Annotated in this window: 6 protein-coding genes; 4 read left to right on the top strand and 2 right to left on the bottom strand. The window is 70.4% G+C overall.

All coding sequences use genetic code 11. The features are described from left to right. Positions 1 to 2: 2 nt before the first annotated feature. The 4 genes from BM345_RS16105 to BM345_RS16090 are packed head-to-tail and all read left to right on the top strand — an operon-like array spanning position 3 to position 7,572. On the top strand, positions 3 to 4,982 hold the full coding sequence (locus BM345_RS16105) for a non-ribosomal peptide synthetase (RefSeq protein WP_093381060.1): 4,980 nt from the start codon (positions 3 to 5) through the stop codon (positions 4,980 to 4,982). A 46-nt stretch (positions 4,983 to 5,028) separates the two neighbouring features. After that, a complete protein-coding gene (locus BM345_RS16100; RefSeq protein WP_254789768.1) occupies positions 5,029 to 5,751 on the top strand; it encodes a 4'-phosphopantetheinyl transferase family protein in 723 nt (240 codons plus the stop codon). After that, positions 5,748 to 6,572, top strand: a complete 825-nt coding sequence (locus BM345_RS16095; protein WP_093381057.1) for an alpha/beta fold hydrolase — start codon at positions 5,748 to 5,750, stop codon at positions 6,570 to 6,572. Before BM345_RS16100 ends, BM345_RS16095 begins: the two co-directional genes overlap by 4 nt. Continuing rightward, positions 6,559 to 7,572, top strand: a complete 1,014-nt coding sequence (locus tag BM345_RS16090) for an alpha/beta fold hydrolase (RefSeq protein ID WP_139237533.1) — start codon at positions 6,559 to 6,561, stop codon at positions 7,570 to 7,572. The genes BM345_RS16095 and BM345_RS16090 overlap by 14 nt, the downstream gene beginning before the upstream one ends. A gap of 55 nt (positions 7,573 to 7,627) precedes the next feature. Here the strand turns inward: BM345_RS16090 and BM345_RS16085 are convergent, their stop codons facing one another. Beyond that, positions 7,628 to 10,786 (bottom strand): efflux RND transporter permease subunit, encoded by a 3,159-nt coding sequence (locus BM345_RS16085; protein ID WP_093381054.1) that lies wholly within the window; start codon positions 10,784 to 10,786, stop codon positions 7,628 to 7,630. After that, positions 10,786 to 12,033 carry an efflux RND transporter periplasmic adaptor subunit gene (locus tag BM345_RS16080; RefSeq protein ID WP_093381053.1) on the bottom strand — a complete coding sequence of 416 codons (1,248 nt, stop codon included), beginning with the start codon at positions 12,031 to 12,033 and terminating at the stop codon, positions 10,786 to 10,788. The genes BM345_RS16085 and BM345_RS16080 overlap by 1 nt, the downstream gene beginning before the upstream one ends. Positions 12,034 to 12,041: the final 8 nt, after the last annotated feature.

Below are 12,041 nucleotides of genomic sequence, written 5' to 3'. Positions count from 1 at the left end.
GCATGACCATGACCATCGACGACGAAGCCCTGGACTTCGATCCCTTTGCCGCCGGCGCCATCGAGCGCGTGATCGGCACCACCGAGGCGCAACGCGAGATCTGGCTGGCCGACAGGCTGTCGCCGCGGGCCTCGCTGGCGTACAACGAATCCGTCAGCCTGCTGATGCGCGGACCGCTGGATCTGGCCGCCCTGCAGGCCGCAGTGGACCAGGTGCTGGCCCGCCACGAGTCCCTGCGCGCCACCTTCTCGGCAGACGGCATGCAGTTGTTCATCGACGAGCCGACGCCGCACGAACTGGCGCGGCGCGACCTGCAGGGCCTGAGCCCGGATGCCCGGCAGGCCGCGCTGGCCCTCGCCCGGGCCGAAGCGGTCGAGACGCGTTTCGACCTGGAGCGCGGCCCGCTGTTCCGCGCCGTGCTTCTGCACTGCGAGCCGCAGGTGCACGAGTTGCTGATGACGGCGCACCACATCGTCTGCGACGGCTGGTCCTGGGGCCAGATCGTGGAAGACCTGGGCCGCCTCTACGACCAGTCCGCGGTCGACCCGCTGCCGCAGCCTGACCGCTACGAGGACTACGTGCAGTGGGAACGCATCGAGGCGACCAGCCCGCAGATGCAGGAGCACACCCGTTTCTGGGTGGAGCGCTTCGCCGGTGGCGAGGCGCCGGTGCTGGAACTGCCGGCCGACCGCGCGCGCCCGCCCATGCGCACCTTCGAATCGCGCCGGGTCGATGCGATGGTCGATTCAGCGCTGATCCAGAGCGTGCGCAAGCTCGGCGCCGCTTCGGGTGCCAGTCTTTTCGCCACGCTCTTCGGCGCCTTCGCCGGCACCATGCACCGCCTCACGCAGCAGGACGACCTGGTGATCGGCGTGGCCGCCGCCGGCCAGTCCGCCAGCGACATGCCCACGCTGGTGGGCCACTGCGTGAACGTGCTGCCGATCCGCATCGCGGTGGACCCGTCGCTGGGCATGCAGGCGCTGGTGCAGCAGTCGAGCACCACGCTGCTGGACGCCTTCGAGCACCAGACCCTCACCTATGGCGCCCTGCTCCAGCGGCTGCAGCTCAAGCGGGACCCGAGCCGCCCGACGCTGGTGAGCGTGATGTTCAACCTCGACCGCGAGTCGGTGGTGGCCGAAGGCGCCTTCCCAGGCCTGGCGGTGGAAGTGGTGGCGAATCCGCGCCACTTCGAGAATTTCGAGCTCTTCCTGAACTGCACGCCCACCGCACAGGGGCTGCGGCTGGAGTGCCAGTACAACACCGGCCTGTTCGACGAGGTCAGCGTGCGCCGCTGGCTGGAGCTGTTCCGCACCGCCCTCGCGCGCTTTGCGGTGCAGCCGACGCTGGCGGTGACGGAAGCCTTCGCGCTGAGCGAGACCGAGCGCACGGTGCTGGCCGGCTTCAACGACACCGCGATCGCCTTCCCGCACGAACAGCTGCTGCATGCGCCTTTCGAGCAATGGGCCGCCGACTCCCCGGACTTGCCAGCGCTGCGCTTCGACGGGCAGTCCGTCAGCTACGCGGAACTCAACCGCCACGCCAACCGCATTGCCCACCGCCTGATCGCGCTGGGCCTGCGGCCGGACGCGCGCGTGGGCCTGTGCGCCGAGCGCAGCGTCGAGATGGTGGCGGCCCTGCTGGGCATCCTGAAGGCCGGCGCGGCCTACGTGCCGCTGGACCCGGGCTATCCGGCGGACCGCCTGGCCTACATGCTGGGCGACAGCGCGCCGGCGGTGCTGCTGACCCAGTCGCAACTCGCCGGGAAGATCCCAGCCGGCGAAGCCACCGTGCTGCTGCTGGACGACGCGGCTGCCTGGGCCGGGCAGCCCGAGCACAACCCCGATGCGCACGCGCTCGGCCTGAGCGCCTCCAGCCTGGCCTACATCATCTACACCTCGGGCTCCACGGGCCTGCCCAAGGGCGTGATGAACGAGCACCGCGGCGTGGTCAACCGCCTGACCTGGGCGCAGCGCACCTACGCGCTGGGACCCGGCGACAAGGTGCTGCAGAAGACGCCATTCAGCTTCGACGTGTCGGTGTGGGAGTTCTTCTGGACCCTGCGCGTGGGCGCACAGCTGGTGGTGGCCAGGCCCGAGGGCCACAAGGACCCGGCCTACCTCACGGAGCTGCTGCGCAGCGAAGGCATCACGACGGCGCACTTCGTGCCCTCCATGCTCCAGGCCTTCCTGGCGCAGGAAACGCTGGACATCCTGCCGGCGCTGCAGCGCGTGCTGTGCAGCGGCGAGGCGCTGCCGGTGCCGCTGGTGCAGCGCTTCCACGAGCGGCTGCGCGGCGTCGAGTTGCACAACCTGTACGGCCCCACCGAGGCCGCGGTGGACGTCACCGCCTGGGCCTGCCAGCCTGGCGTGTACGGACGCTCCATTCCCATCGGCCGGCCGGTGGACAACACCCGCATCCACGTGCTGGACGCGCAGCTCAAGCCAGTGCCCATCGGCACGCCGGGCGAGATCCACATCGGCGGCGTGCAGGTGGCACGCGGCTACCTGAACCGGCCGGAACTCACGGCCGAGCGCTTCATCGCCGACCCCTTCGCCAATGAAGCCGGTGCGCGCCTGTACAAGACCGGCGACCTGGGCCGCTGGCAGAACGACGGCAGCCTGGAGTACCTGGGCCGCAACGACTTCCAGGTGAAGATCCGGGGCTTTCGCATCGAGCTGGGCGAGGTCGAGGCCCGCCTGGGCGCCTGCGCCGGCGTGCAGGACGCGGTCGCCGTGGCGCGCGAGGACACGCCCGGCGACACCCGCCTGGTGGCCTACGTGAGCGCCCGGCCCAGTGCCACGCTCGTGGTCGCGCAGCTTCGCGAGTCGCTCGCCGCCGCACTGCCCGACTACATGGTGCCCACCGTCTTCGTGGTGCTGCCGACGCTGCCGCTGACCACCAGCGGCAAGGTCGACCGCAAGGCGCTGCCCGCGCCGGACGTGCAGGACATGCTCGGCACCGCCGGCCCGCGCGTGCGCGTGGAGCCCGCCAATGAACTGCAGCGCCAGGTGCTGGCCCAGATGGAGCAGGCGCTGAGCCTGCCGGGCCTGAGCATGGACGACGACTTCTTCGCCGTGGGCGGCCACTCGCTGCTGGCCGCGCGCCTGATCGCCGCCCTCATCCGCGCGCTGGACCTGAAGCTGCCACTGGCAATGCTGTTCGAAGCGCCCACCGCGCTGCGCCTGTCGCAGGCCATCGAGCGCATCCAGTCGGGCGGCGCGGCCGCGGGGCTGGAGAAGATCGCGCACCGCGCCGACCAGCGCAGCGCGCCGCTCACGCCCATGCAGGACCGCATCCGCTTCATGGAGGAGCTGCATCCCGGGCGCTCGGTCTACAACGTGCCGTCGGGCCACCGCCTGCGCGGTCCGCTGGACCTGAAGGCGCTGGAAGCGGCGCTGCGCGAGATGATCCGCCGCCAGCCCTCGCTGCGCACCGTGATGGACATCGACGCCGAGACCGGCCAGCCGCTGCAGCGCGTGCTCGATCGCCTCGACATCGCCCTGCCGCTGGAAGACCTGCGCGGCATTCCCGAGGGCGAGCGCGAAGCGGCGCTGCGCGAGCACATGCAGCTCCTGGCCGACGCGCCCATGGACATCCACCGGGGCCCGCTGTTCCATCTCGCGCTCTATCGCCTGGCCGAGGAGGAGCATGCGCTGCTCTTCGTGCCGCACCACCTGGTCTGGGACGGCTGGTCCTTCGACGTCTTCCAGTCGGACCTTGCCGCGCTCTATGGCGCCTTCTCGCAGGGCAAGCCCAGCCCCCTGCCCGAACTCGCCCTGACCCACGGCGACTACGCCAGCTGGTACGCGGACTGGCTCGCCGGGCCCGAGGCGCAGAAGCAGCTGGGCTACTGGAAGGGGCGCTTCGCCGCCGTGCAGCCGGCGGTCTCTCCCCGCACCGACATGCCGCGCCGCGCGGGCATGTCCGGCGAGGGCCGCAGCTGCCACCTGCACATCGACCGCGAGCTGACCGAGCGCCTGCGCGAAACCGCGCGGCGGCACAACGTGACGCTGAACATGCTCACGCTGGGCGTTCTGACGCTGATGATGGGCAGCGCCACCGGCGCGCAGTCGATCGTCATCGCCACGCCGCTGCGCGGTCGCGATGCGCCGGAGCTGGAGTCGGTGATGGGCTTCTTCAACAACCTGGTGCTGCTGCCCTTCGACCTCGATGGCGAGCAGACCCTCGGCGAGTTTCTGCGCGGCGTCAAGCAGGAACTGGTGGGCGCCATGGACCACCAGCAGATCCCCTTCGAGCACCTCGCCCACGAGCCGGAGTTCGTGCGCCGGGCGCAGGGCGCCTCGCTCTACCAGGCGCTGTTCTCCTTCCAGGACGCACGCGAGCGGCCCTTGGACATCGGCACGCTGCGGCACGAGCAGATCCACCTGCTGCAGCGCGGCGCCACCGACGACATGGGCCTGTGGCTGATGGACAAGGCCGGCGAGCTGGTCGGTGCCATCACCTTCAATGCCGAGTTGTACCTGCCCGAGACCGGCGAGAGCTTCCGCCAGCGCTACATGGAGCTGCTGCAGAAGGTGGCGCAGATGCCCGACGCCAGCCTGGATGCGATCACCGAGCCCGGCGACTCCCAGGCGGCCCGCCTGCTGTCGCGGCTCACGCCCGACCCCGAGGCCGATCGCGCGGTGCAGGCACGTCCGGCGCCCGTCGACCTGCTCATGCCCGAACAGGCGATGCTGGCGCAGGTGTGGGCCAGCGTGCTGGGCATCGACGTGAACGACATCCACCCGACCGACAACTTCTTCGACCTGGGCGGCGATTCGCTGCTGACCATGCGCGCGGTGCAGCAGGCCGAACAGGCCCTGGGCTTCCGGGTCGAGGCAAGGCGCTATCTCTTCGAGAGCCTGGCACAACTGTCCTCCGGCGCGGGTGCGATCGCTGCCCACCCCTTGCCGACGCAGGGCGCGGAGGCCACGCCACGCGGGCTGCTGGGCCGCGTGATGTCGGCCCTGGTGAGAAAATAGTCCACGACAAGCGCATGACAAGGACCGTAGGAGACTTCTGTTGCGAGTGACACCCATTCCAAGGCGCGCCGGATGCGCGCTGTGGCTGGTGGACCTGGACGAGCCCGCAGGCGCCCAGGCGCTGGCGACGCTGTCCGCCGACGAGCGCGCGCGCGCCGGGCGCTTCATCTTCGACCGGGATCGCGAACGCTTCATGGCCGCACGCAGCGCGCTGCGGCAGGTGCTGGCCAGCCACCTGGGAATGCAGCCCGCGCAGCTGGTCTTCACCGTCGGCACCTACGGCAAGCCGGTGCTCGCGCAGTTGCCCGGCTGCCGCTTCAACCTGAGCCACAGCGGCCGCTACGGCCTGATCGCCCTGAGCCCGCAAGACGAGGTCGGCGTCGACATCGAGATCCTGCGCGACATGCCCGATGCCCTGGCCATGGCCGAGGCGCACTTCGACGCGCAGGACGCGGCCGCACTGGCGGCGCTGCCGCCCGGCCAACGCTCCATTGCCTTTCTGGCGGCCTGGACGCGCGGCGAGGCCTGCCTGAAGGCACTGGGCACCGGCTTTTCGGGGCCCGGGCTGCCGGCCACCGGCATCGATCTGGCACCGCGCAAGGTGCAGATGGCGGTGCCCGGCACGACGGCCTGCACGGCTCGCCTGGAATCCTTCGAACTGCCCGAGGCCGGTGCAGTCGCCTCGCTGGCCCTGCTGGATGCGCAGGCCCGCGCCGCCGCTCCCCTTCACGGGCCGCGCAGCATGATGTCGATGGCGGTGCAGGCATGACGCCCTTCTTCTTCGGCCCGCCGCAGCGGCAGCTCTTCGGCCTTTATCACCCGCCGGCGGCGGGCAAGGCGCAGGGCGCGGCCGTGCTGCTGTGCTATCCCTTCGGCCAGGAAGCCATCCGCGTGCACCGCTTCTACCGGATGCTGGCCGAGCGCCTGTCGCGCCAGGGCGTGGCGGTGCTGCGCTTCGACTACCACGGCACCGGCGATGCGCTGGGCGATGACGAGGACGGCGACCTGGACGGCTGGAGCGCGGACATCTGCGAGGCGCACCGCGAACTCATGCGACAGAGCGGCGCGCAGAAGGTGACCTGGCTGGGCGCGCGGCTGGGCGCCAGCCTCGCGCTCATGGCCGCGCCGCGCGCGCTGCCGCGTGTGCAGCGGCTGGTGCTGTGGGACCCGGTGTTCGACGGCCCGGCCTACCTCGAGACGCTGCGTGTCGCGCACGTGCAGGACATCGAGGCCGGACATTGCATTCCCGACCCCGCCTGGCGCAAGGCGCTCAAGCGCGATCCGCAAGCCTTCACGGGCGAATGCCTGGGCTTTGCCATCACGCCGCGCCTGCGCGCGCAGATTGCCGCGCTGGGCGTTGCAGCGCCCGCGCAGCTGGCGCCGCAACGCATCACGCTGGTGGCCGATCCGCAGGACGCCGCCGCGCGGCACTGGACGGAATCGGCCAGCGGCAAGCACCCGTCGGTGCGCATCGAATCCAAGCCCTTCCAGCACCCGCTGATCTGGACCTCCAACGCCGGGACGAACAACGAGGTGGTGCCTGCAGAGGCACTGCAGAAGATGGTGGGGGAAATCCATGGCATTTCATGAAACCGCCGTGGCCTTCGGGCCCGAGGGCACTTTGATCGGCGTGCTGACGCAGCCTTCGGGCGAATCGTCCGCGCAGCCTGGCCAGGTCGGCTGCCTGCTCCTGAACGTGGGGGTCAACCACCGCATCGGTCCGCGCCGGCTCAACGTCAAGGCGGCGCGGCAGTTCGCGCAGGCCGGCATTCCCTGCCTGCGCTTCGACCTGTCCGGCATCGGCGACAGCCGGGCCTCGGGCGGGCGCGAGGACTTCCGCGCCCAGGCCCTGGCCGACATGCGCGCGGCACTGGACGAACTGCAGGCGCGCACCGGCATCAGCCGCTTCGTGGTGTTCGGCGTCTGCTCCGGCGCCGCCAACGGATTGACCCTGGCGCTGGGCGACCCGCGGGTCATCGGCCTGACGATGTTCGACGGCTACGTCTTTCCGTCCAAGGCGGTTCGCATCGAGCGCAAGCTGCGCCGCTGGGCCGCCTTCCCCTTCAACGCCGCGCTGCGGAGCAACTATGCAGGCTGGCGGGACTGGGCTGCCTGGGCCGCCTCGCCCTTCGACGCGTCGGCGCGCCGCAAGGCGCTGGGACGCCTGCGCGGACAAGGCAACCCCGGCTCGACCGAGGACACGGGCATCTACCAGGCCGATGCACCCGACTACAGCGCCCCCGATTTCGAACGCGACATGATCCGCCTGGTGGAGCGCAAGGTGGACCTCTACCTGATGTTCTCCGCGACCATCAACGCGGTGGACCATGACCACGACCTGATGCGCGACCTGCGCGGCTCGGCCTTCCTGCCGCACGTGCGCTACAAGTTCTGGCCGGACATCGACCATACGGCGACCACGCTGGCGTCCCAGCGCACGCTGCTGGACGAGGTGTGCGCCTGGGCGCTGGCCGTCGCCCGGGGCCACCCGGAAGCAGTTGCCGTGGTGGCCCGGCCGCCCGCACAGCACGCGATGCCGCCGCAGAAGACGCCCGCGGCCGGCGCGCTGCTCGAAGCGACCCACTGCTGAGCAGGGCGGCGCCGTGTGTTGCCATCGGCGCCGGTGCCGACGGCGCCCTTTCGCGTCAGTGCGCCGCGGCGCTGCCGGCTTCCGCCGGCGCAGCACCCGGAAGGTCCTGCAGCGGCCCGGTGCCGCTGTAGCGGTCCAGCGCCAGGTAGATGGCCGGCGTGATGTAGAGCGTGATCACCTGCGAGAAGATCAGGCCGCCCACCACCGCCACGCCCAGCGGCTGGCGCAGCTCGGCGCCGGCGCCCAGGCCCAGCGCCAGGGGCAGCGCGCCCATCAGCGCGGCCAGCGTGGTCATCAGGATGGGACGGAAGCGCAGCCGGCAGGCCTCGCGGATGGCCTCCACGGGCGTGAGGTTCTGCATCCGCTGCGCTTCCAGCGCGAAGTCGATCAGCATGATCGCGTTCTTCTTCACGATGCCGATGAGCAGCAGGATGCCGATGGTGGCAATCAGCGTGAGGTCGAAGCCGAAGAGCTTGAGCGACAGCAGCGCGCCCACCGCCGCCGAGGGCAGGCCGGCCAGGATGGTGAGGGGGTGGATGTAGCTTTCGTACAGCACGCCCAGCAGCACGTAGATGACCAGCACCGCGATGATCAGCAGCGCCGCCTGGCTGCCCTGCGAGCTCTGGAACACCGCGGCGTCGCCGCCGTAGCTGGTGATGATGTCCGCCGGCATCTTCAGGTCGGCAGCGAAGCGGTCGATCTTTTGCGTAGCCTCGCCCAGCGGCACGTTGGGCGCGAGGTTGAAGGACACGGTCACCGCCTGCAGCTGGCCCTGGTGGTTCACGGCCGTCGGGCCGACGGTGCGGCGCACGGTGGAGAAGGCCGACAGCGGCACCAGCTGGCCCGCCTTGTTGCGCACCGACAGGCGCGACATGTCGTCCTCGAACTGGCGGTCGCTGTCGGCCGCGGCCAGGATCACCTGGTAGGTGTTGCTGGGGCCGTAGATGCTGCCGATCTGGCGGTCGCCGTAGGCGTTGTACAGGGCCGTGCGCAGGTCGCCGATGGCCACGCCCAGCACGCCGGCCTTGTCGCGGTCGATGTTCAGCGTGGCCTGCAGGCCGCGGTTCTGCGAGTCGCTGGTGACGTCGCGGAAGGCGGGGTCGGCACGCAGCTTCTCCATCAGCCTGCCGGCCCATTCGCCGAGCGAGCCGGCGCTCACGCTCTGCAGCGTGTACTGGTAGCGCGCCTTGCTCTGGCGACCGCCCAGGCGCAGGTTCTGCGTGGGCTGCATGTACACGGCAACGCCGGGGATGTCGCGGAAGCGCTTGCGCAGCGACTCCAGCACCTGCGCCATCGGCAGGCGCTCGGCGCGGGGCTTGAGCACCACGAACAGCCGGCCGCTGTTCTGCGTGGCGGTGGGGCCGCCCACGCCGACGAAGGAGCTCACGTCGCCCACGTTCGGGTCCTCGCCGATGGCCTGCGCCACGCGGTCCTGCAGCGCCAGCATGGCGGGGAAGGAGATGTCCTCGGCCGCCTCGGTCGTGACCTGGATCTGGCCGATGTCTTCCTCGGGGAAGAAGCCCTTGGGCATGGACACCGCCAGCCAGCCGGTGACAACGAAGGTGCCCAGCGCCAGCAGGAGCATCAGCGGGCGGCGCCCCAGCGTCCAGTCCAGCGTGCGCATGTAGGTGGCGTGCACGCCGCGGTAGAGGCGCTCGAAGGCGCGGCCGATCGCGGTGCCGGGCTCCGGGTGGCTTTCCTCGTGGTCCTCGGCGTGGCCGCCGCCTTCGCGGGGCGTGTGCTTGAGCAGGCGGCTGGCCAGCATGGGCACCAGCGTGAGCGACACGATGGCCGACACCAGCACCGCCAGCGCCACCACCACCGCGAACTCGTGGAACAGCAGGCCGATCACGCCGGGCATGAAGAAGATGGGGATGAACACCGCCACCAGCGAGATCGAGATGGAGACGATGGTGAAGCCCACCTCGCGCGCGCCGCGCAGGGCGGCCGCCATGGGCTCCATGCCCTTCTCGACGTAGCGCATGATGTTTTCCAGCACCACGATCGCGTCGTCCACCACCAACCCCACCGCGAGCGTGATGCCCAGCAGCGAGACGTTGTCCAGGCTATAGCCGAAGGCGTAGAGCAGCGCCACCGCGCCCACCAGCGAGATCGGGATGGTGGCCGCCGGAATCAGCGTGGCCACCAGCCTGTGCAGGAACAGGAAGATCACCAGCACCACCAGCGCGATGGTGCCCAGCAGCGTGAGTTGCACGTCGTGCACCGCCTCGCGGATGGAGACCGAGCGGTCGTTCACCGGATGGATCTCCACCGACTGCGGCAGCTGCGCCTGGAAGCGCGGGATCAGCGCGCGCACCGCGTCCACCACCTCCACCGTGTTGGCGTTGGGCTGGCGCTGCACCGCCAGGGTGATGGAGCGCTGGCCGTTGTAGCTGCTGGCGGTCTTGACCGACTCGTAGCTGTCTTCCACCGTGGCCACTTCGTCCAGGCGCACCGGTGCGCCGTTGCGCTGGCCGACGATGAGCCGCTTGAACTCGTCGGCCTTGAGCAGCTGCTGGTTGGCCTGGATGGTCAGCGTCTGGCGCGGGCCGTCCAGCACGCCCACCGGCGTGTTGGCATTGGCCAGGCGCACCGCGTTGGCCAGTTCGTCCAGCGTGATGCTGCGCGCATTGAGCAGGTCGGCGTTGGCCTTGATGCGCACCGCGAAGCGCTTCTGGCCGTACACCAGCACCTGAGCCACGCCGTCGATGGTGGACAGCGTCGGCGCCACCAGGTTCTCGGCATAGTCGTTGAGCTGCGCCGGCGACATCGACTCCGAGGTCATCGCGATCAGCAGCACCGGCGCGTCGGCCGGGTTCACCTTGCGGTAGGAGGGCAGCTGCGTCAGCTCGGCCGGCAGTTGGCGCTGTGCGCGCAGCAGGGCGGCCTGCACGTCGACCGCGGCCGCGTCGATGTCGCGGGTGCTCACGAACTCCAGCGTGATGGAGGTGGTGCCCTGGGTGTTGACCGAGCTGATGGTCGACAGTCCCGGGATGGTGGAGAACTGCTTTTCCAGCGGCAGCGCCACGGACGAGGCCATGGTGTCGGGGCTGGCCCCCGGCAGCTGCGCCGAGACGTTGATGACCGGCGTGTTGTAGCTGGGCAGCGCCGCCACCGGGATGCGGAAGTAGGCAAAGATGCCGATCACCACCACGGCGCAGGACAGCAGCACCGTCATCGCCGGACGGCGGATGCACAGCTCGGAGATGTTCATTACTGGCTCCGCTGCGCCACGGGTCCGATCGGTTCAGGCCGCGCCGAGGCGGCGCCGGGGCCGGTGGGACCGCCCGGGGGCTCGGCCGCCGGGGGCTGCGGGCGCGGCGCGGGCGCATCGGTGCGCACCTTGCCGCCGGGCCGGACGTTCTGCTTGCCTTCCAGCACCACCTGCTCGCCGGCCTCCAGGCCTTTCACCACCACCCGGGTGCCGAAGTTGTAGATCGGCTCCACCTTGCGCCGGGTGGCGTTGCGCTGCTCGTCCACCACGTAGACCGAGTTGCCGTCGGCCAGCAGCATGACGGCGGTGGCAGGAATCACGGTCGCGTCCTTCAGGGTGCGCACCGTCACGTGCGTCTCGACGAACTGGCCGGGCCACAGGCCCTGGTCGGGGTTCTTGAACACCGCCTTGGCACGCACGGTGCCGATCTGCGGATCGACCGTGTTGTCGACGAAGTCCAGCGTGCCTTCGATCGGCTGGCGGCCGGGCACGATGGCCTTGACCTCGGTGCGGCCGCGCGCCGCCGCCAGCAGGTCCTGCAGCTTGTCCTCGGGCACCGGGAAGCTCACGGCAATGGGGTCGAGCTGGGTGATGGTCAGCAGGGAGGCGCTGGGCTGCACCAGGCTGCCCGGATAGACGTTGACGGCGCCGATGCGCCCGGCAATGGGCGCGCTCAGCGTCGAGTAGCTCAGCGCCACCTGCGCCGCCTGCACCGCCGCCTTGTCGGCCGCCACGGCGGCGCGCTGCGCATCGAGCTGCGCCAGCGTTGCGTCGGCCGCGCTCTTGGAAATGAAGTTCTGCGCCAGCAACTCCTGGTTGCGCTTGTATTGGCGCTGCAGGTCGGCCAGGGTGGCCTCGTCCTTGAGCTGCTGGGCCTTCGCCTTGGCCAGGTTGGCCTGGTCGGCGCGCTCGTCCAGCGTGAAGAGCAGCTGGCCGGCCTTGACGAACTGGCCCTCCTTCACGTGCACCTCGCGGATGGTGTTGGTGATCTGCGGGCGCAGGTCCACGCTGTTGAGCGAGACCACGCTGCCGTTGACCTGCACGGTGATCGGCACGTCCTGCCTGCTGGCCTTGGCCAGCGTGACCAGGGCGGGCGCGCCGGCCGCGCGCGGCGCAGCGTTCTCGCCGCTGCCGTTCTGTTGTTGGGACACCGCGCCATTGGTGGCCTGCCGGCCCGAGTTCCACCAGAAGGCCGCGCCCCCGAGAACCAGGACAGCCAGCAAGGGCAGGACGACTTTTTTCTTCATGGGGCAAA

The sequence above is a fragment of the Variovorax sp. OV329 genome (assembly GCF_900114785.1).
GTDB lineage: Bacteria > Pseudomonadota > Gammaproteobacteria > Burkholderiales > Burkholderiaceae_C > Variovorax.
Note: the sequence above shows the minus strand (reverse complement) of the source record. Positions and strands in the feature narration are given on the sequence as shown.

Coding starts and splice junctions, on each gene's coding strand:
- BM345_RS16105 (WP_093381060.1), top strand. CDS start 3: ATGACCATGACCATCGACGACGAAGCCCTGGACTTCGATCCCTTTGCC.
- BM345_RS16080 (WP_093381053.1), bottom strand. CDS start 12,033: ATGAAGAAAAAAGTCGTCCTGCCCTTGCTGGCTGTCCTGGTTCTCGGG.
- BM345_RS16085 (WP_093381054.1), bottom strand. CDS start 10,786: ATGAACATCTCCGAGCTGTGCATCCGCCGTCCGGCGATGACGGTGCTG.
- BM345_RS16090 (WP_139237533.1), top strand. CDS start 6,559: ATGGCATTTCATGAAACCGCCGTGGCCTTCGGGCCCGAGGGCACTTTG.
- BM345_RS16095 (WP_093381057.1), top strand. CDS start 5,748: ATGACGCCCTTCTTCTTCGGCCCGCCGCAGCGGCAGCTCTTCGGCCTT.